Here is a 19,608-nt window from a genome sequence, read left to right as displayed (position 1 = left end):
GACTCCCGCCTGTTGAGGGCCGCGCGCGCGGCCTTCTGCCCGTGTCGGCACCTCGCTGAACGGATGACCCAACCCCTCGAACACACGGTAAGTCCGTCGCCGTTCGAGCCTCGCAAGGCCAGCCTCGCCTACGGTTCAGGCCGTGTGCACAGCAGGTGCGGATGGCTCGGCAACAGGCAGCCGCGCGTCGACCGTGAACGTCTCGCCGTTCGAAGACCAGCGCAGTTCGCCTCCTGCCAGATCCACCCGCTCGCGAAGGCCCAGCAGGCCGTAGCCTCCCGACAGCTCCGGGGTCGGCACGACGAACTCCGGTCCGGGATCGCTGGCGATTTCAACCCGCACGAGCTGTGGCATCCACGAAACCGTGACGACGATATGCGCATCCAGTCCGGAGTGCTTGACGGCGTTGGTGAGCGCCTCGCGTGCGACGCAGTAGGCGGCGATATCCACGCTCGGCTCGAGGCGCTTGGGCGCGCCGATCACCTCGAGGTGGATGTCTTTGACGGTGCGACGTGTTCGTTCGACGAGTCTGTCCAGTTCGCCGATGCGCGCAGTATCCGCCGCTGTGTCGGGACTGACGGTCGCGTCATCCTCTCTAAGTATGACGACGAGCTGATCGAGTTCGCGCATGGCCTCTGCGCCTGACTCTTCGATGGGCGCGATCGCCGCCGCCGCGCGCTCCGGGCTCTGCTCGATGATTCGTCGTGCTCCGGCAGCCTGCAGCACCATGACCGTGATCGAGTGGCCGATGACGTCATGGAGTTCGTAGGCAAGCCGCGCTCGTTCCTGTTGAATCGCGTGACGGGCGGCGCCGCCGGCGGTCTCCAATCGATCGATCTGCCGCCGCCTTCGTCCAGTGACCACGCCCGCCAGCCATACAGCGATGACGATGGCCGCGCTGCCGATGAGGTTCGATGCCATCACTTCTGGGTATTCGAAAGCTGTGATGGAGAGGTACGCCCAGGCGATCAGCGAAGCCGGGATGGAGATCCACAGGGATGTCGCGCTGGCGACGGCGGCTAGGGCGACCAGGACCGGAATGATCGGGGTCTGATTGTCGAACACGAAGTCGCCGCCGTGGAAGAGGACGACCGCGAGCGCCGTCGCGGCGATGACTGATCCGAAGACCACCACGGGGAACTGATGACGCCACAACAGGACGCACAGCGTCAGACCGAGGAAGAGGCTCGCCAGCAGCCGCATCCCACCCTCGTATGAAAGCGATGCCAGAAGCATCGTTCCCGCGATGGCGCTGATCGTGACGAGAGCATCGCGGTCGCTGACCATCGTCAAGCGATCTCGAAACCGCCCTCTGACTGGGTCGTCGGCGTGCTCGGTTCGCTCCTCGACGGCGAGTTGCGGGTCGTCGTGGAGCAGATGCAGCAGGCGCCGGAGCTCATGCATGGCTTCGACCCCGGTCCGCTCGACCGCTGCGAACGCAGCGACCGCGCGGCCTCGATTGTCCGCGATCGTGACGCGCGCGACCGACGCTTCGGCCACCATGGCGGCCACCGCGCCACGGACGATGGTACTGAGCTCCGAGGCGATTCGGGATCGTTCGGCGAGCACCGCCGCGGCTGCGCGCTCCTGATCAATCTGAAGCTGTCCGAGCCGCGTCCGAATCACATGCGCGAAAGCGCCCAGCCCCCATGAGACTGCACACACGACTGCGGTGGCGAAGGAATTCCAAGCCGCGCTCGACGCGGGAAAGGCGACGACGAACACGAGGGTCGTGTGGGCGTACGTTACGCACAGGCAGATCAGCGAGATCCAGAGATGACGACGAGCCGCGACCGCGCCGAGGCCGACCGCGACGGTGAGCATGCAGAGCAGTCCTCCGCCGACAGTGAGGCCGCCGATGGGCGCCAGGAGCGCCCACTGCAGAGCGATCACGCCGGCAAGAGCGAGTACCGGTGCTTGAGATCTCCATAGGAGCGGGCTGGTGATGACCACGATAGCGAGCAGCAGGAGCCACTCGCCGCTCCGGTGCGCGTCGATCGTGAAGAGCACGACGAGGTCGAACGCAACGAGACAGCCGACGACCAGCACATCGAACCGCACGGGCCACGCCGGACGAAGTCGGCGTCGACGCGAGATCGACGGTCGGTACGCGTCTCCCATGACACCTCCCTTCCGGATGATGCAAGCTTCCCGCGCCCACCCGGCCCGCGCATCCACCTGCGCGTCGATCCCACAGGTCGATCCCAGGGTTGATGCCGGATCCATCGCTCAAGCAGGGGCATGGCGCAACACCACTCGTCCGCGGGACACTGAGCACATGTCGACCGAGCCTGAGGACGCCGGCACGGGTCGTTCCGTGCGGGTCGTGCTCGTCGATGACGAAGCGCTCATCAGAGCCGGATTGCGCATGCTTCTCGACGCCGAGGACGGCATCGAGGTCATCGGCGAGGCATCCGACGGGCAGGCCGGCGTGACGTTGGTCGCAGAGCTGCAACCCGACGTCGTCGTCATGGACGTGCGAATGCCGCGTGTGGACGGCGTCGAGGCGACCAGGATCCTCACCTCGCCCGAATACAGGGACGAACATGGCGGGCCGCCGGGCATCCTGATCCTCACGACGTTCAGCGACGACACCGCTGTACGCGATGCCGTCCGCGCCGGCGCCGCGGGGTTCCTGCTCAAGAGCGCCGCCCCCGCGGTTCTGCCGGAGGCGGTGAGGTCGCTCGCGAAGGGCGATGGGTGGCTCGACCCTACGGTGACGCGATCTTTGCTGAACGAGCTCGCATCACGTGCCGAGCCTTCGCTCCCGACCTCCGCCGAGATCGACCAGCTGACCCGTCGAGAGCGGGAAGTTCTCGCGGCGATGGCGAACGGGCGATCGAATTCACAGATCGCGACTGACATGTTCCTGAGCGAAGCCACGGTGAAGACGCACGTCCATCGAATCTTCCTAAAGCTCGGCATCACCGACAGAGCACAAGCCGTGTCCGTCGCCTTCAGAACCGGATTCGTCCGCGCCAGCCAAGGCTGACCGCCCCGCACGGCGACCAGTTCGAGCGCCGGATGCGGAGCTTCCGGCAATGGATCGTGCAGGACTTCGCCTCGTCAGAGCACTCCGCATCCCAGTCGCCGTCTGCCACATGCGCGACAGGCGCCCCTCACCGTGCTGATGCTCGCAGACGGATCCGAATCGAGCGCTTGCCCGGATAGGGATCCCTCAATCGGCCTGTGCCCCAAGGGGATCTGTGCGGGCGTGCGCGAGCGTGCTGCCAAGATAGGAGGTCATGATCACGCGGAAGCTTCAGCCCGAAGATGTCGCGAGCTTGGCTCCGCATCTGCTGGAACTCCAGCAACGCGCGTACAGAGTCGAGGCCGCGCTCATCGGTGACGACCGAATCCCGCCACTACATGAATCAGTGCAGGATCTCATCTCCGCGCAGCTGCACTGGGTCGTGACCCTCGATGGCGACCGGATCGCTGGAGCCTTGGGGTACTCGGTGGAGGGAGGGTCGGTTGACATTGACCGTCTCATGATCGACCCGAGGTATCACCGAAGGGGTCTCGGATCGTCCCTCGTGACCGAAGTCATGTCACTCGAGGCGCGAGCCATCGTCGCAACCGGACGTGAGAATGCGCCCGCTCGCGCCCTTTACGAAGCTCTCGGCTTCACACATGACGGTGATATCGAAACCGTCGCTGGGCTCTGGGTGAGCCAGTACTCTCGACACTCGACCGCTATCACAGGGGCTGTCGCGGACGAGCACCGCTGATCGTGGGCTTTGTTCGCGAGCTGGGTCTGTTGAAGCCGATCCGCAACGCGCAGCGTCTGCCCGTCTCCGCGTAGCCTGAGAAGAACGCCCCAGACCCCGGCGTCCAGCCCTCGATGGAGGGCAGCCCGCGAGCGGGTCTTCGCACTGCGCTAGTGATGGAGCCTGCATCGCTCGACATGGATGCCACCGGTGGGGGCGCGACATGACAGATCCAGATCACTCGTTCGGCAAGGCCCTGTTCGGCGCGCGCTGGCAGGCGATCGCGCAGATCCTTCGATCGATCAGGGGCGCGTGTCGGCGGGCGCTCGCATCTGCTCGGCGGTCAGCGAAGGGGTGCGATCGTATCTGGGGAGCTTTGCAGGGCGAGCCAACCCGCGGCAAACGGCGAGCAGCGCGGCGCTAGAGGAGATCGCAAGAGGGCGGTGCCAGCAGCACATCCGCACGACAGGCGAAACGCAGCCAGGGGACGTGGGAGAAGCGCAGCGTCTCCGGCATTCGATCGGTGTCCGCGGTCCGTGCTGCGACCACCCACGTGACGCGGAGGCCAGGCGGCTCAGCCGGGACCCCGCGCCACCGCCGGGATAGAGTGCCCCGCAGGAGGAAGCCCGTGGTCGTTCCAGGTATGGCTGTCGGATATTGAGCGTCGTTGCCATCGCCGCCGTGACGGCGCTCGTCGCCGGCGGGATCACGGTGGGGCTGATCGCGATCCTTCACGTGCTCGAGCCCGAGTATGACCCGTCGTGGCGGATGATCAGTGAGTACTCCGTCGGGCAATACGGGTGGGTCATGCGCCTCGCCTTCGTGACGATGGCCATCAGCCCCGCCGCAATCTGCGTCGCCTTGTGGCCGTTCGGCGGCGCGTGGACCCTCGGCCTTGCTGCTGTCGCACTGGGCGCGCTCGGTGCCGCGTTCATCGACGCCGATCCGATCATGACTCCGCGCGCTCAGGCCACGCGCGTGGGCAGGGCGCACACGGTACTGGGAATCGTGCTCCTCGCAGGCTTTCCCCCTGCTGCGTTGATCGCGGGGATTGGAGTGACGCCCACGCTGGGATGGATGCTGGCGATCGCCTCCGTCGTTCCGTGGGCCGGCCTGGTGTGGTTCCTCATCGCCGTGGCTCCCGCCCATGGGGAGGGCGGCTCGCCTGAGATCCGAATCGGTTGGCCGGACAGGTTCTGCCTCCTCGTCTACCTGGCATGGGTGGTGCTCGCCGCTATCGGCGTTCTGTCCGTCGTGTGATGCGAGACGCCACGCAAGCGTCCGATACACGGCGATTCCGCCCTGCCTGTGACCCAATCGGCCGCAGCGGCAGACCCCGGAGATGTTCGCCTTCGGTTTCAGATCACGACACGTCAGGGGTCGCCCTCGAGCGGTACGTTCGATGCCAACGAGGCAAGCGGGCTTCCTTCGGAGGTGATGCGATGGCGAGGACCCTCGCCGTGGTCCCTGACCCGGCGCCCGGGGGCGACGACACCGATAGCCGCCGCACGAAGAACGTGAAGCCCGTGTGGCTGTCGATTGGGGCACTCGCGATCGTCGGCGTCGTGTGCGGCGCCGTAGTCACGTTCGGGTGGATGATCGACGAGACCCACTTCGAACGCCCGACGCCCGAGTTCGACGACTTCGAAAGAGAGATAGAGAACCTCCCCGGCATAGATCGCGTCGACAAGGAACGGTGGGTCGAAGCGCCGACGTTCTCGAACCCCACGTCATGGATGTCCGTCACGGTGAATCAGGCGGGGCTTCCAAGACTGCTTGAAGCAGCCTGCTCGACCGACTACCCCGACCCCATCACATGGTCTGTTCGCGTCAGCACGGCGGCCGGTACCGAGGTGTCGCTGCACGCGGCACCAACAGCTTCCGACGCTGCGGGTGGTGAGAGCCGCTGCCCTGACTTCGGCCTGGATGCGGTGCGTGTTGTCGACGAACTGGATCGTGTCGCCCCCGGTGTCGCCGTTCAGCCAGCCGTGTGGGAGGACGGCAGATTGGCTCTCGTTGCGCTCGAGGAAGACGTGCCAGCGGACCTCACGCACCTTCTTCCGCTGATCGACCACGCCGACGATCTGCTCGCAGCAGCCGGTCTCGCTGGGAGCCACGTCGTCGAGATCAACTCTGCCAACCTCGGTCTCATCCTGGAGCCGGGTGAGAGCGACAGGTACCTCGCGCTGCTCACCGAGCTCGCCGAAGATCGTGCGGTCAGCAGTTACTGGGCCGACGGCGGCGGCACGCCGATCGACGGGGTCGAAAAGGTGCAGATCGTCGCCCCGGACGATCAGCACGGAGCGATCGAGGAGATCATCCGGTCCTCCCGGCTGCACATCGCCGATCTCCCGGTGCGATTTCTCGAGCAGTGACTTCGGGACTCCGGGAAGACCCGACCCACCACTCCGTCGCGCCGTCGACCCAGGAACCACCATCCGGCCGTGGACATGCAGGTGATTGTCGTGCTCGACCAGGTCACTGAAGATCGCTACGCGTGCTGGACGCTCAACTCGGCCCGCCGGGTCATGTGCGCAGGGCGATGAGGTCGCGTCTTCGGGTGGGGGACTTCGTGGCGGGCCGCCACTTCACCTGCGCGTCCCACCAGTACGGACCCTTCACATATGGGATGCCGTCGATCATGCGGATCTGCCAGCCGCCGGTGTCGATGGTGCGGTGGTGGAACCAGCAGAGCAACACTCCGTTGTCGGTGTGGGTCGGGCCGCCGCGGGAGTGCTCCTCGACGTGATGAATTTCGCACCATTGCGGGGGCACCTGACAGCCCGGGATGACGCAGCCACCGTCGCGGAGGGTGATCGCCTTGCGCTGGTGGTGGTTGAAGATGCGGTCCAGGGTCGTGATCGACACGATCCGCCCGTTCTCGCCCAGCACGACGCGCTGGATGGCGCCGGTGCAGGCGATGTGCCGGGCGACGGTGAGCGGGACCGGCTGGTCGTCGCCGGGGAGGTGGGCGCGACCGCGGCCGGCGGCGAGGTCTTCCGCCCGCACGGACACGACCAGGGTGGGCGCCGCCCCGCCGAGGGTGGGCAGTTCGCCGGATGCCGCGGCGGCGGTGAGCAGCACCGCGAACGCGTCGTGCTGCTTCTGGGCGGGGCTGCGCTGATCGGCCGCCGACGCCACGGGCTCCCATGGATCGCGGTCCGAATCCTCGACGAAGCAGGGCCCTGGTGCCGGTGCGCCGTCCGCGCGCGGATTGAGAACGCTGTCGAACCCGAGCTGCAGCTGCGCGGCCAGTTCGGGGAGCAGGCGTCCGCGGAGGGGGACCAGACCGTCGTCGCCGCGACGACCCACGGTGATGCCTCGCTTGCGGAGCGCGCGGGCGTCTTCGGGCTCGGCGCCGTCCTGGTCGAGGTACGCCGCCCACACCTGCGCCAGGGCGCGCAACTCGTCCGCCGACGCCGGCGGTGCGGCATCCACCCCCTCGCCACACGCGGCCGCGGCCAACTCAGCGTCGGCCGCGAGCATCTCGGCGCGACCGGTCTGACAGCCGCGGAACGCGCCGGTGACCGCGATCATCCCGTCGAGCCCGACCTGACCCGCGCTCAGCCCGGCTCGCAGCCCGGGGAACTCCGCCGGCAGCACCTCACCGGTGGACAACGCGACAGGCTGCTGCACTGCGTGCGCAGCGGCGATCATGTCGGACGCCGTCCGCCCCGACACGCGCGTCGCGCGCTGCACGAGTTCGCTCATGTTGCGGCATCCGTACCGCGTCGTGACCCGGTCAGCGTGACCGACGCCACCATCACGGTCCACGATCACCGCGACAGCCTCGACCATGACCGCTTCCGCGCTCCGCCGGACTCGGCCGGCCGTCGCGAGTGCACCGAGCACGTCGGTGTCATCGCACCCCCGCAACCCGCCGTCGGCGAGCGCCGCCGCTGACACTTTCGCGAGCGCATCGCCGAGCTCTGTGAGAGCGTCGGCGAGGTTTGTCATACCCCCATTTTGGTGAGGGCCTCCGACATTCAAATGCGCAGATCAGATGCGTAAAAGCCATTGTGGATTGCTCCGCGATGAAGGTTGCTGGCAGCGCCTGGGGAGGAACCGACAACGACGACGACCAGGTCGAAGGTGGAGCCCCGAGGTGGCGGCGCGGTCGAGGGCGCGGGCCGACGGTATGTCGTGTGGTTGAGCCGGTCAATCGGGGGCGTTTCACGCGGATCCGGGCTTCCATCGGCACACTCTCGGCCTAGCCGAGACCGGCTCCCGGTCGACCGGGAGCGCCGCAACCGGGAGCGGCGAGAGGGTGGGTCCCACCGGACCCACCCTCTCGCGCATGCAGGTCGACGCGTCAGCGCGTGCCGTAGGCGAGGCCGGGGTGCGGCGTCTCGCAGGCGAAGCTGGACGCGGTCTCGGGGTCGCCCGAAACGTACTGCGCGACCTGCGGGTAGACGCAGAGCGGGCGCGAGCGGGTCGGCGACCAATCCGCCGGCACCTCGGCGTTGGCGGGGTTGACCGACGCGACCAGCTGCTCGGGCGCGGATCCCTGCTCGACCCAGTCGACCAGCGCGGAGAGCCCGCCGTGCTGGTCGGTGGCCGGTCCGCCGGCGACGTGACCCATGCCGGGAACCTCGAAGTACCGCGCGAACTGCTCCGCGTCGCCGCCCTCGTTCCGGTCGAGCTCGTCGAACCAGGCGGCGGTGTCGTCGGGCGAGAACACGCCGTCCGAGGCGCCGTGGATCACGATCATCTTCGCGCCGCGGTCACGCAGCGTGTCGAGGTGCGTGGGGTCGGGCGGCGTCATGAACGACATCGAACTCTCGGTGTAGATGCCCGACGTGGCGTAGATCTTCGCCGCTTCGGTGTCGACGTCGAAGCCCAGCGCGTAGCCCGGCAGATCCGCCAGGATGCTCGGGTCAGCCGGTGGCGTGGTGAAGATGAAGCCGACGGCCGGAGCGTCGCGGGTGATCGGGGCGCCGAACTTCCAGCCCGCCCAGCCGCTCTGCGTGAGGCCCGGGTCGAAGGGGAACGAGGAGTAGATCTCCTTGTTGTTGCTCGTGCGCGCACCGGCGAACACGTCCTCGATGACGGACTGCTGCTCTTTCGTCAGGCACGTCCCGTCGCGATCGCCGTCGCAGCGCGGCACGTCCCGCTTGATCGAGAACGCCTGCTGGCACGTGGTGCTCTCGAAGACCATTCCGTCGGCGAGGCCGTCGAGCCCGTCGCAGCGGGTCAGGATCGCCTGCGCGACCAGCGTGCGCTCAGCCGGCGTGAAGGCCGTGCTGAGGTCGGCCGGCGTGGTTGCGACCTGCACCCACTGCTGCGCGCCCCACAGCTGTGCGACCGCCGCCTGCGGCAGGTTGAAGCCGGGCGCGATCGCCAGGAAGCCGTCGTACTCGTCGGCATACCGGGCGGCGGCCACCATCGTGTGGCGGCCTCCGTTCGACCCGCCCGTGATGTACGAGCGGTCGGGCTCGCGGCCGTAGGCGTCGGTGATCAGCGCCTTGGCCATCGGCGTGAGCGTGCCGACGGCCTGGTAGCCGTAGTCGAGGCGCGCCTGCGGCTCACGGCCGAACAACGGGTTCTGGCTGCCGTTGTGCCCGGCGTCGGAGCTGATGACAGCGAATCCCATCTGCAGACCGCTCTCCCCTCCGCGCGTGGCGCCGAGCGCCGGGGCGATCGAGCCGTCCAGGCCGCCGTTGCCCTGGTAGAGGAAGCGCCCCGCCCACGCCGAGGGAAGCCGCATCTCGAACCCGATGGCGTACGTCTGGCCGTCGAACGTGCTCACACGCTCGTTCATGGTGCCGCGCACCAGGCAGTGCTCGCCGATCGGCTGACCGCCGTTGCTGACCGTCCCCGCCGCGACGCGGGAGACCTGGGTGATCTTCGTCGAGGGGAACGTGAAGCCCACGAGACTTTCGCACGCCTGCAGCGTGCCCGGCTGGGCGGCCGAAAGCTGCGGCAGCGCTTCCTGGCCGGCTGGCGGCGCGGCGGCGGCGGGCATCGCGAGGCCGACAGTGAGGATGACGGATGCCGCGGCCGCGCCGACGAGCGCCGACATGCGATGGTGCATCCTCGCGTGCCGCGGTCGTTCGTCTCGGGAGATGCCCCGGCGTATGCCGTTGAAGAAGCGTGACATGAGAGCCCTCTTCCGGGTCCGGTCCGCCGAGGTCGTTCTCGCCGGACGATCTGGGATGCGCCGGCTGCGTTGCGGGCGTGCTGACAAGCTAGGCAAGATAGTTGCGGATTGCAACTGTTTTCTCAGTGAGCGGGTGAGCGCGTGACTAGACTGCGAGCCAGACGGCCGGCACGAGATGGGGAATCGTTGGCACAGGTGAACGATGCGCGCGCCGCAGGACGCCTCGTCGGCAATCCTGGCTTCCTCTCCGCGCGGTTCACGTCCGTCGCCGCGACGGTGTCGAACCGGGCGCTCGCGCGCTTCGGGCTGCGCACCCGAAGCTACTCACTCGTCGAGATCGCCGCGTCGTCCGGGGGCCTCTCGCAGCGCGATATCGGGCGCATCCTCTGGTTGGACAAAGCGCACGTGGTGCGTCTCGTCGACGAGGTCGTCGCCATGGGGCTCGTCGTCCGTACGAAGGATCCCCGTGACGGCCGGGTCTGGCTGATCCGCGCGACGCCGCAGGGAGAGGCGGTGGCGGAGGAAGCCGGGCGGGCGCTCGACGACGCCTTCGCCGATCTGCTTCGGCGACTGAGTGCGGACGAGCGTGCCGCCGCCCTGACGACACTCCGGCGACTGGCGTTCGACCTGCAAGCCTCCGACGACGAAGACTGAGCCCTGACCGGCCGCGGGCGCCAGCCTTCGCGATACCAGGTGTTGCGACCGCGTCGGAGGCGTTTCGTCTCGGTCGCTGGCGCTCCCTCGCTCAACGACCGGACCCTTTCTCTCGGTCGTTGAGCGAGTGAGGAACGAGCGAGACGAAACGCCTGCACCCGGCGCATTCGTCGGGCCGTGGCGCTCCGCCTACGGGCGCGAGAGCGCCCTCGGCTCACCGACCGGGATCAGGAACCGCCCTTCGGCGGGCTCAGGGACCGGTGGTGGTCAGTGACCAGCGGTGCCGGTCGCTGAGCTTGTCGAAGCGCCTTCGAGGCGGTCGATGAGTTCGAGGCCGCGACGGGCCCAGGCGATCTCGCCCTGCGCGCGCTCGACGAGGCCCTCGTACGCGAAGCGCTTGTAGGCGATGGTGCGCTCGCGGTCGGCATCCGCCGTCACGGCGAGCCGGCGCACGAGCATCGGGTTGGCGATGGCGTCGATGCGCTCGAGCTCGCCCTCCCACTGCGCCAGCTCGCTCTCCCACTGCGCGATGTGGCGCTCCAGGAAGGTGCGCGCCGCCTCGGGCGTGGTCGTCTCGAGGTACGCCGCCCGCAGATGCGCGGGGTCGCGCACGCGCTGGTAGTCGAGGGGAGAGGCCATCCAGTCGTGGAAGGCGCGGTTTCCGGCATCCGTCACGTGGTACATCCGGCGCGTGCCGCGCTCGCCGCGCGCCTGCTCCTCGCCCTCGATGAGGCCGAGCTCCTCCATCTTGCGCAGCTCGGGATAGATCTGGGAGTCGGGCGCGTGCCACACATGCCCGACGGACTGGTTGAACTGCTTCTGCAGGTCGTACCCCGAGAGTGGGCCCACCCGCAGGATCGCCAGCAGCGCGTACCGCAGACTCATGCGACTCCCTTCGCCTTCCCGAGGTTAGCGGGGCGGTCCCGGTCGTTGAGCGAGCGAAGCGAGACGAAACGCACTGAGCCTCGGAGATGGGCAGGCGCGTTCCGTCTCTGCGTTTCGACTCGCAAGCTCGCTCAACGACCGCGTTGCTCGCTCGCTCAACGACCGGACGGGCCGTGGCGTTCGATCTCAGGCGGACTCTTGGTACCCGGTGCGCCAGCCGCCGTGGTAGCTCTGGCGGACGACCGTCGAATACGGCACGGGGGAGACCACCGCGCGCACCTCGAGCTGCTTGTGCGGCTCGACCGACGCCTTCTTCGTGCCGCCGTCGGGCTCGCCCCACACCACCGTCACCTCGGCGCCCTCGGGCACGTCGGGGTTGACCGTGGCGAGCGAGAGCGCGCGCTTCTCGTTGGCGCTGTACCCGGTGAACATCGAGAAGCCGACGACGTCGCCTCCGGCATCCGTCACCGAGTCGTAGTTGGCCGACCCGTAGTTCGCCAGCGGCAGGTCGAAGAACTTGTAGCTGTCGCCCTCGACGTCGAAGAGCGACGCGAAGATCTTCGTGACGTCCTCGGCGTTCCACGCGAGCGTGACCTTGCGCCGCTGCGTCGCCGGATCGATCTTCTCGAGCGCGTCGCGGCCGATGAAGTCGTGGTCGAACTTCACGAACGAGCCGTAGCCGAGCTCCCACGGCGTGAGGTAGTAGTCCTCGATGTCGTCCGAGACGAACGAGCCCGCGAGCGTGCCCGTGGCCTCGTAGCTGTCGACGCCGAGCCACTCGCGGTAGCCGCGCTCCTCCTCGCCGGAGTAGATCGCGGGCAGCGGCGAGGGGATCCAGCCCGACTCGAGCGTGTTCGACGGGTAGGCGCGCGACCCGACGGGCACCAGCCCGAACTCGGAGCCGGCCTCGACGATGATGTCGCGCACGCGGTGGTGGTCCTCGTACGGCCCCCACACCTCGAGACCGGGCGCGCCCGCCATGCCGTGGCGGAGGGTGCGGACGTTGGCGCCGCCGATCTGCATGGACGACATGCTGAAGAACTTCAGCTGCTCGAGCGGGCCGCCGTTGAGCTTCTCGATCACCTGCCACGCCGCCGGTCCCTGGATCTGGAACCGGTAGTAGCGCCGGCTCACGGCGTCGCCGTACGGGCGCGAGGGCGAGCGGCGGTCGACGGTGACGTCGAGGTTCGAATAGCCCCCGGTCTCACCGTGGTAGAGCAGCCAGTTCGACGCGGGAGCGCGGCCGACGTAGACGTACTCGTCCTCGGCCTCGTGGAAGAGGATGCCGTCGCCGATGACGTGCCCCGACGCGGTCGTCGGCACGTACTGCTTCGCGCGGTTCACGGGGAAGGTCGCCACGGAGTTGATGGCCGTGTCGGAGATCAGCCGGATGGCATCCGAGCCCTTGAGGAACACATTGTCCATGTGGTGCGACTGGTCGTAGAGCACGGCGGTGTCGCGCCACGCCTTCTGCTCCTTGATCCAGTTCTGGAAGTCCGCGGGGACGACCGGGTAGATGTACGAGCCGATCTGCGAGTTGCGCAGCATCTCGACGGCGTTGTGGCCGTCGAGCAGCTCCTGCAGATTCTTCGCCATGATGAACCTCTCTGTTCGTGGGGTGTGGTGATGGGGACGGATGCCGCGGGCCGAGCGTTTCGACCGGTTGGTGCGCTTCGACGGGCTCAGCGACTGGGGCTTGGTTAGGTGAACACGATCGTGCTGTTGCCGTGGCGGATGACGCGGTCCTCGGCGTGCCACTGGACCGCCCGGGACAGCACGGCGCGCTCGACGTACGCGCCGCGGGCCTGCAGGTCGCCGGCGGTCATCGCATGGGTGACACGGGCGACGTCCTGCTCGATGATCGGGCCCTCGTCGAGGTCGGCGGTGACGTAGTGCGACGTCGCGCCGATGAGCTTGACGCCCCGCTCCTTGGCCTTGCGGTAGGGAGCGGCGCCGATGAACGCCGGCAGGAACGAGTGGTGGATGTTGATCACCGGCACCCCGACCTCGTCCAGGAACGAGTCCGAGAGGATCTGCATGTACCGGGCGAGCACGACGAAGTCGACGTTGCCCTTCAGCAGCTCGACGATCCTGGCCTCGGCGGCGGACTTGTCGGCGCCCTGCGAGGGAACGTGGAAGAACGGGATGCCGAAGGCCCGCACATCCTCCGCGGTGTTGGTGTGATTGGAGATGACCATCGGGATCGTCACCGGCAGCTCGCCGCGACGGTGCCGCCACAGCAGCTCGAGCAGGCAGTGGTCGCTCGTCGAGGCCAGGATCGCCATCCGCTTCGGGATGGACTGGTCGGTGACGCGCCACTCCAGCGCGAGCGGGGTGAGCGTCCGGTCGAGATCGGCCTCGATGTCGGGCAGCGCCGCCTGCAGGTCGGGGCGATGGAACACCACGCGCTGGAAGAACTCGCCGCCCTCGGGGTTGTCGGAGTACTGGTCGAGCGTGACGATGTTCCCGCCGACGCGCGTGACCAGGGCGGTCACGGCGGCGACGATCCCCGGCTGGTCGGGACCGTGCACGGTCAGGCAGGCGTGGTCGCGGTGCGCGTCGAGGTGCGCCGTCATCGGCGCGCTCCCGAGGACTGCGCGGCCACGAACTCACGCGCCCAGTTGCTCGTCGCGAGCAGGCCGCCGAACGTGTAGAAGTGCAGCTTCACGTCGCCGGAGCCACCCCCGGTCCCTGAGCCTGTCGAAGGGTCCGCCAGCAGCGAGGCCAGGTCCGACACGAAGCGGTCGGGGCCGGCGGTGCCCATGAGGTTGGTGAGCGAGAACCCGTACTTCTTCACGATCATCGCGTTGGCGCCCACGCCGAATCGGCGCGCGAAGCCGATCAGCCGCTTGATGCCGGCGGGGCCAGGGGTGCCGATGCGGATCGGCGCATCGATGCCGCGGTCGCGGACCTGCCCGATCCACGTCATCACGGGATCGGTGTCGAAGGCGAACTGGGTCAGGATGACGGCATCCATTCCCTGCTGCGCCAGCGTGAGCGCCTTCTCGTCGAGGTGGCGCCACAGCACGTCGGCGGGGATGTCGGGGTGGCCTTCGGGGTAGCCGGCGATCGACACCTCGCGCACGCCGAACTGCTGCAGCACGCCCGAGCGGATCACGGTCAGCGCGTCGGGGTACGGGCCCTCGGGCTCGGCGGGGTCGCCGCCGACGGCGAACACGTGCTCGGTCGCGCCGACCTCCTGCAGGCGCCCGAGGAACTCCTCGAGCTCGCCCTGCGACTTCAGCCGCCGTGCCGAGATGTGGGGGACGGGGACGAACCCCATCTCCTTGACGGCCTTCGCGGCCGCGACGCGCATCTCGAGGTCTTCGTTGCCGAGGAACGTCACGTTGACCTTCGTCCCCTGCGGGATCGTGTCGCGCGCCTCTTCGAGTCCGGCGATGTCCTTGCCGGTCATCTCCAGTGAGAAGCCTTCGACGAGAGCGGCCGCCGAGGGCGAGGCGGGAGTCGCGTGGGCCATGAGGGAGGTCCTTTCCTCTTCCGCGTGCGTCGCTGCACCGCGGTATCCAGAGAATACCTATCACCATAGGTAATGGCAATAGGCACGCTGTGCGTGCGCACCCATCCTGCGCGGCGCGGGCCGCGACGCACGCGGCAGTTTCCATTGAGCGGATGCCGACAGCCATGGTGCGCGTCTAGTTCACGCAATCCGTGACGGGCGTCACAAAAGCATTGACAATCGATCCGGAGTGGCGCACGATGACTGTGTCCGGCACGCCGCGGTGCCGACGCCGACTCCCGTCGGACGGACGCGGCCGCCGGTGCCCACAGCACCCGCTCCTGAGAGGCCCGTCAATGAAGAAGAGTCTTGCCACCCTCGGTGTTCTCGCCGCCGCCGCGCTCGCGCTGAGCGGCTGCACCGATTCCGCCGCCGATCCCGAATCCACCGCTACGTCCGGCGGCGAGGAGGACTCGGGCGAGCTGACCGCAGTCCGCGTCGCCGCGCTGCCGATCGCCGAGTCCGGCGCCCTCTGGGCCGCCATCGACGAGGGCATCTTCGAAGACCACGGCCTCGAGATCGAGGTCGTCCCCGCGCAGGGCGGCGCCAACGCCATCCCGGCACTGCTGAGCGGCGACATCCAGTTCGCCATCGGCCAGCCGTTCGGCCCCATCCGTGCCGACGCGCAGGATCTCGGCGTCGTGATCGTCGGCAACTACGCCAACAGCCTCGCCGAGGGCGACGACGTCAACGCGGTCGTCGCGCTGGGCGACTCCGGCATCATGCGACCGGCCGACCTCGCCGGCAAGAAGGTCTCGGTGAACACCATCGGCGCCGCCGGAGACCTCACGATCCGCAAGGCGGTCGAGGATGACGGCGGCGACCCGTCGACGATCGAGTTCGTCGAGGTCGCGTTCCCCGACGTGCCCGCTCAGCTCGCCGCCGGCACGATGGACGCCGCGTGGGCGCCCGACCCGTTCCGCGGCATGGTGCTCGGCGACGGCGGCGTCTCGGTGGTCGCGCCGTACCAGGCGACGATCCCCGGGCTCTCGGTGCTCACCAACATCACGACGCAGGCGCTCCTCGACGACGACCCCGAGCTCGTCGCCGACTACTCGGCCGCGATGGCCGAGGCCCTGGAGTGGGCGAGCGAGAACGAGGACGCGGTGCGCGCCGCGATCGCGACCAACCTCGAGATCCCCGAGGAGGCCGCTGCCGGCATCACGCTCCCGACCTTCACGTGGGACCTCGCCGACGCCGGCATCGAGGACCTCGGTGCACTGGCGGTCGAGTACGCCTACATCGAGGCCGAGCCCGACTTCGACCGGCTGCTCCAGCAGCAGTAGCGCGAACGTGGGATGGTGACGGATGCCGCGGCCCGCGGCATCCGCCTCCATCCACGTGCCCCACCACCCGACCGCACCGAACGGAGGCACCGTGACCGCCACCGCTGACGCTCCGGCGATCGCTGCCACGACGCCGCACGCCCGCCAGCACCGCACCCTGCGCAAGCTCGTGCTCGGCGTGGCCGGAATCATCGGGTTCCTGGCGACCTGGCAGCTGCTGCCGACGCTCGGGATCGTGAACCCGGCGTACTTCCCGACGGCGACGGAGACGATCGCGCAGCTGTTCGTGCTCTTCGGCGATCTGGAGTTCTGGCGCAACGTCGGCCGCACGCTGACGTCCTGGGCGCTGGGCCTCGTGATCGCGACGGTGCTCGCCGTCGTGCTCGGCACGATCATCGGCCTGGTGCCGTTCCTCCGCCGCGCCACCCACACCACGGTGGAGTTCCTGCGGCCGATCCCGTCGGTCGCGTTGATCCCGCTCGCGATCCTCATGTTCGGCTATCAGCTGCAGGCGGCGCTCCTCATCATCGTGTACGCGAGCTTCTGGCAGGTGTTCATCCAGGTGCTCTACGGCGTCGCCGACGTCGACGCCGTCGCCCGCGACACGGCTCGCAGCTTCGGGCTGTCGCGGGGATCGCGGATCGTCAACCTCGTCTTCCCGACCGCGCTGCCGTACCTCATGACGGGCCTCCGGCTCGCCGCGACCGTCGCGCTGATCCTCGCCATCACCGCCGAGATGTTCATCAGCATCCCCGGGCTGGGCCGCGCCATCATGCTGGCTCGCGAGTCGGGGCAATGGACGACGGTTTATGCCCTCGTCATCGTGACCGGCATGCTCGGCCTGCTCGTCAACCTCATCTTCCGCGCGATCGAGCGCCGGTCGCTGTCCTGGCACCAGTCCATCCGAGGGGAGGAGGTCCTGTGACCCTCTACACGAGCACCGTCGTCACGCCGCGCCGTCCGTCGCGCGTCTGGGCGAAGTTCGGCGAAAACACCGCCTACGCGCTCGGGCTGCCCATCCTCCTGCTCGTCGTGTGGGGCATCTGGTCGTCCGTCTCCTCCGTCCCGTTCTTCCCGAGCCCGCTCGTCATCGCCGAGGCGTTCGTCGAGACCTGGGTGGGGCCGGCGTTCTTCGACGATGTGCTGCCCAGCCTCGGCCGGCTCGCGATCGGCATCGTGCTGGCGGTCGGCCTGGGCATCGCGGCCGGCATCGTCATCGGCCTGGTGCAGTGGCTGCGAGAGCTGCTCGAGCCCGTGTTCGAGTTCTTCCGCGCGGTGCCGCCGCCGGTCCTCATCCCGATCGTCGCCGTGCTCGTCGGTGCGAACGACCTCATGAAGGTGGTCGTGATCGTCGCCGGCGCGATCTGGCCCGTGCTGCTCAACACCATCGAGGGAGTCCGCTCGACGGACTCGGTGATGACCGAGACCGCACGGTCGTTCGCGGTGACCTCCGGCGAGCGGCTGCGCTACCTGGTGCTTCCGGCGGCGAGCCCGCGGATCATGACGGGCGTGCGGCAGTGCCTCTCGATCGCGCTCATCCTGATGGTGATCTCCGAGATGTTCTTCTCGTCCTCGGGCCTCGGCTATCGAATCGTCTTCTTCCAGCGCAACTACCTCATCGCCGAGATGTGGAGCGGCATCGTGCTGCTCGGCCTCATCGGTGTCCTGCTCGCGGTGATCTTCGGGTTCGTCGAGCGGCGCGTGCTTCGCTGGTACCACGGAATCAAGGAGGTGGAGCGTGCCTGACGCGCTGCGCAAGAGTGAGCCGCTGCTGAACGTCGAGCAGCTGCGCAAGGTGTACGAGTCGTCGACGGGGAACGTCGAGGCGATCGGCGACATCGGATTCCGGATGGATGCCGGTGAGCTGGTGTGCATCGTCGGCCCGTCGGGGTGCGGCAAGACGACCTTGCTGAAGTGCATCGCCGGCCTGCTGAAGCCCACGTCGGGGGTCATCGAGCTCGGCGGCCGGAAGGTCACCGGGCCGCCGCCCAACATGGCCCTGGTCTTCCAGGAGTACGGCCGCAGCCTTTACCCGTGGCTGACCGTCCGCGGCAACGTCGAGCTGCCGCTGAAGCACAAGAAGCTCAGCCGTGCGGATCGGGATCGGCTCGTCGACGACGCGCTCGCCGCCGTCGGGCTCGAGCACGCGACCAAGAGCTATCCCTGGCAGCTCTCCGGCGGCATGCAGCAGCGGGTCGCGATCGCCCGCGCCGTCGCGTACCAGCCCGAGGTGCTCATCATGGACGAGCCGTTCGCCGCGGTCGACGCCCAGACGCGCGCCGACCTCGAAGACCTCGTGCGCAAGCTTCACCGCGAACGCGGGATGTCGATCCTCTTCGTGACGCACGACATCGACGAGTCGGTGTACCTGGGCGAGCGCGTGATCGTGCTGTCGAAGTCGCCGACGTGGGTGCAAGAGGACCTCGCCATCGACCTGGCGCCCGACCGCGACCAGATCACGACGCGCGCACTGCCCCGCTTCACCGAGCTGCGCACCCACGTGTACGAGCAGATCCAGCGCGCCAAGCGCGGCGAGGCCGTGCGCCCGGAGGCCGCGTGAGCGTCGCAGCCGCCAGGGCCGTCGCGGAGCCGGCGCTCTCGGCGGTCGAGACGTCGGTGCTCACCCGCAAGCCGCGGCAGCTGCTCCTGGCGTTCTTCGGTGAGTACGTGTGCGACAGGTACTTCGAGCCGCTCCGCGCGAGCGTGCTGATCGGCGCGCTCGAGAGCGCCGGGGTCGCCGCGTCCGCGGTGCGGACCAACCTCGACCGCATGGTGCACAGCGGGCTGCTGGAGCGCCGGCGCCTGGGTCGTGAGATCGGGTTCGTGCTCACCGGGCACGGCAGCGAGGTGCTGCGCGAGGCATCCGGTCGCGTCAACGGCCCGGCGCCCTTCGAACCCCAGGGCGACGGCTGGACCCTGGTCACCTACACGGTGCCGGAGCACCTGCGCGACCTCCGCCACCGCCTCCGCGCCGCGCTGACGTGGTCGGGCTTCGCCGTGCTGCGCGACGGGCTGTGGATCGCGCCCGGCGCCGTCGACCTCGCCGCGGCGCTCGGGGCGATCATCCCCGACCTGCCGCCGGGGTCGGTCAACGCCTTCTCGGCCGCGGAGCTCGACGGGTTCCCGATGGTCGAGGCGGTGCGGGTCGCGTGGGACGTCGAGCGCATCCGCGAGGCCCACCACGAGTTCATCTCGCACTGGGAACGTGAGGACGCGGCATCCGATCTCCCTCCGCTCACCGCGCGTACGCTGCTGGTCGCCGACTGGCTCGCCCTGCTGCGTGCCGACCCCCGCCTGCCGCGGCCGTACATGGGCGACGACTGGCCCGCCGACCGCTCGGCGGAGCTGTTCACGCAGCGCCACCGCGAGTTCGCCTTCCCCGCCGTCCGCGACTTCGCCGCACTCGTCGGCTGAGGGCGTTTCGTCTCGCTTCGCTCGCTCAACGACCGGCGCTCC

17 protein-coding genes are annotated in these 19,608 nt (G+C 68.6%); 10 read left to right on the top strand and 7 right to left on the bottom strand.

Annotation, left to right across the window (positions count from 1 at the left end; all coding sequences use genetic code 11):
* Positions 1-135 precede the first annotated feature (135 nt).
* The gene (locus ABG085_RS18210; protein ID WP_347977159.1) at positions 136-2,121 is read right to left on the bottom strand and encodes a histidine kinase; all 1,986 of its coding nucleotides are present in this window, start codon (positions 2,119-2,121) and stop codon (positions 136-138) included.
* Positions 2,122-2,278: 157 nt separating this feature from the next.
* Here ABG085_RS18210 and ABG085_RS18205 point away from each other — a divergent pair, with 157 nt between their 5' ends.
* From ABG085_RS18205 to ABG085_RS18190, 4 genes are all read left to right on the top strand, one after another.
* Positions 2,279-2,992, top strand: coding sequence for a response regulator transcription factor (locus ABG085_RS18205; protein WP_347977158.1), 714 nt, complete (start codon positions 2,279-2,281; stop codon positions 2,990-2,992).
* A gap of 253 nt (positions 2,993-3,245) precedes the next feature.
* Positions 3,246-3,731 carry a GNAT family N-acetyltransferase gene (locus ABG085_RS18200; RefSeq protein ID WP_347977157.1) on the top strand — a complete coding sequence of 162 codons (486 nt, stop codon included), beginning with the start codon at positions 3,246-3,248 and terminating at the stop codon, positions 3,729-3,731.
* 660 nt (positions 3,732-4,391) lie between these two features.
* Positions 4,392-4,970, top strand: a complete 579-nt coding sequence (locus tag ABG085_RS18195) for a DUF998 domain-containing protein (RefSeq protein ID WP_347977156.1) — start codon at positions 4,392-4,394, stop codon at positions 4,968-4,970.
* A gap of 335 nt (positions 4,971-5,305) precedes the next feature.
* Positions 5,306-6,085, top strand: a complete 780-nt coding sequence (locus ABG085_RS18190) for a hypothetical protein (RefSeq protein ID WP_347977155.1) — start codon at positions 5,306-5,308, stop codon at positions 6,083-6,085.
* Between the two features lie 151 nt (positions 6,086-6,236).
* Here the strand turns inward: ABG085_RS18190 and ABG085_RS18185 are convergent, their stop codons facing one another.
* Both ABG085_RS18185 and ABG085_RS18180 read right to left on the bottom strand, forming a co-directional pair.
* The gene (locus ABG085_RS18185; protein ID WP_347977154.1) at positions 6,237-7,667 is read right to left on the bottom strand and encodes a DUF222 domain-containing protein; all 1,431 of its coding nucleotides are present in this window, start codon (positions 7,665-7,667) and stop codon (positions 6,237-6,239) included.
* A gap of 355 nt (positions 7,668-8,022) precedes the next feature.
* Complete coding sequence (locus tag ABG085_RS18180) at positions 8,023-9,732, bottom strand: tannase/feruloyl esterase family alpha/beta hydrolase (RefSeq protein WP_347977153.1); 1,710 nt, start codon at positions 9,730-9,732, stop codon at positions 8,023-8,025.
* Between the two features lie 273 nt (positions 9,733-10,005).
* Between ABG085_RS18180 and ABG085_RS18175 the strand changes: the two genes are divergently transcribed.
* Complete coding sequence (locus ABG085_RS18175) at positions 10,006-10,464, top strand: MarR family transcriptional regulator (protein WP_347977152.1); 459 nt, start codon at positions 10,006-10,008, stop codon at positions 10,462-10,464.
* Positions 10,465-10,731: 267 nt separating this feature from the next.
* Here ABG085_RS18175 and ABG085_RS18170 read toward each other — a convergent pair whose 3' ends face one another.
* The 4 genes from ABG085_RS18170 to ABG085_RS18155 form a co-directional block, all read right to left on the bottom strand.
* Entirely contained in the window at positions 10,732-11,349 is a 618-nt protein-coding gene (locus tag ABG085_RS18170; RefSeq protein ID WP_347977151.1) for a helix-turn-helix transcriptional regulator, read from the bottom strand.
* A 186-nt stretch (positions 11,350-11,535) separates the two neighbouring features.
* On the bottom strand, positions 11,536-12,945 hold the full coding sequence (locus ABG085_RS18165; protein ID WP_347977150.1) for an aminomethyl transferase family protein: 1,410 nt from the start codon (positions 12,943-12,945) through the stop codon (positions 11,536-11,538).
* A gap of 104 nt (positions 12,946-13,049) precedes the next feature.
* Positions 13,050-13,925: a formyltetrahydrofolate deformylase gene (purU, locus tag ABG085_RS18160; RefSeq protein ID WP_347977149.1), complete on the bottom strand. Its 876-nt coding sequence runs from the start codon at positions 13,923-13,925 to the stop codon at positions 13,050-13,052.
* Positions 13,922-14,827 carry a methylenetetrahydrofolate reductase gene (locus tag ABG085_RS18155; protein ID WP_347977148.1) on the bottom strand — a complete coding sequence of 302 codons (906 nt, stop codon included), beginning with the start codon at positions 14,825-14,827 and terminating at the stop codon, positions 13,922-13,924. The genes purU and ABG085_RS18155 overlap by 4 nt, the downstream gene beginning before the upstream one ends.
* A 335-nt stretch (positions 14,828-15,162) precedes the next feature.
* Between ABG085_RS18155 and ABG085_RS18150 the strand changes: the two genes are divergently transcribed.
* The 5 genes from ABG085_RS18150 (at position 15,163) to ABG085_RS18130 (ending at position 19,566) form a co-directional block, all read left to right on the top strand.
* On the top strand, positions 15,163-16,152 hold the full coding sequence (locus ABG085_RS18150) for an ABC transporter substrate-binding protein (RefSeq protein ID WP_347977147.1): 990 nt from the start codon (positions 15,163-15,165) through the stop codon (positions 16,150-16,152).
* 91 nt (positions 16,153-16,243) lie between these two features.
* Positions 16,244-17,077 (top strand): ABC transporter permease, encoded by an 834-nt coding sequence (locus ABG085_RS18145; protein WP_347977146.1) that lies wholly within the window; start codon positions 16,244-16,246, stop codon positions 17,075-17,077.
* On the top strand, positions 17,074-17,898 hold the full coding sequence (locus ABG085_RS18140) for an ABC transporter permease (protein ID WP_347977145.1): 825 nt from the start codon (positions 17,074-17,076) through the stop codon (positions 17,896-17,898). The genes ABG085_RS18145 and ABG085_RS18140 overlap by 4 nt, the downstream gene beginning before the upstream one ends.
* Entirely contained in the window at positions 17,891-18,712 is an 822-nt protein-coding gene (locus ABG085_RS18135) for an ABC transporter ATP-binding protein (protein ID WP_347977144.1), read from the top strand. The genes ABG085_RS18140 and ABG085_RS18135 overlap by 8 nt, the downstream gene beginning before the upstream one ends.
* Entirely contained in the window at positions 18,709-19,566 is an 858-nt protein-coding gene (locus ABG085_RS18130) for a PaaX family transcriptional regulator C-terminal domain-containing protein (RefSeq protein ID WP_347977143.1), read from the top strand. Before ABG085_RS18135 ends, ABG085_RS18130 begins: the two co-directional genes overlap by 4 nt.
* Positions 19,567-19,608: the final 42 nt, after the last annotated feature.

This window comes from Microbacterium sp. ProA8 (genome assembly GCF_039905635.1).
GTDB lineage: Bacteria > Actinomycetota > Actinomycetes > Actinomycetales > Microbacteriaceae > Microbacterium > Microbacterium chionoecetis.
The sequence above is the reverse complement of the archived record's forward strand: the minus strand, read 5'-3'. Positions and strand labels throughout refer to the sequence as shown.

Coding starts and splice junctions, on each gene's coding strand:
- ABG085_RS18170 (WP_347977151.1), bottom strand. CDS start 11,349: ATGAGTCTGCGGTACGCGCTGCTGGCGATCCTGCGGGTGGGCCCACTC.
- ABG085_RS18155 (WP_347977148.1), bottom strand. CDS start 14,827: ATGGCCCACGCGACTCCCGCCTCGCCCTCGGCGGCCGCTCTCGTCGAA.
- ABG085_RS18150 (WP_347977147.1), top strand. CDS start 15,163: ATGAAGAAGAGTCTTGCCACCCTCGGTGTTCTCGCCGCCGCCGCGCTC.
- ABG085_RS18210 (WP_347977159.1), bottom strand. CDS start 2,121: ATGGGAGACGCGTACCGACCGTCGATCTCGCGTCGACGCCGACTTCGT.
- ABG085_RS18165 (WP_347977150.1), bottom strand. CDS start 12,945: ATGGCGAAGAATCTGCAGGAGCTGCTCGACGGCCACAACGCCGTCGAG.
- ABG085_RS18185 (WP_347977154.1), bottom strand. CDS start 7,667: ATGACAAACCTCGCCGACGCTCTCACAGAGCTCGGCGATGCGCTCGCG.
- ABG085_RS18205 (WP_347977158.1), top strand. CDS start 2,279: ATGTCGACCGAGCCTGAGGACGCCGGCACGGGTCGTTCCGTGCGGGTC.
- purU (WP_347977149.1), bottom strand. CDS start 13,925: ATGACGGCGCACCTCGACGCGCACCGCGACCACGCCTGCCTGACCGTG.
- ABG085_RS18190 (WP_347977155.1), top strand. CDS start 5,306: ATGATCGACGAGACCCACTTCGAACGCCCGACGCCCGAGTTCGACGAC.
- ABG085_RS18180 (WP_347977153.1), bottom strand. CDS start 9,732: ATGTCGGCGCTCGTCGGCGCGGCCGCGGCATCCGTCATCCTCACTGTC.
- ABG085_RS18200 (WP_347977157.1), top strand. CDS start 3,246: ATGATCACGCGGAAGCTTCAGCCCGAAGATGTCGCGAGCTTGGCTCCG.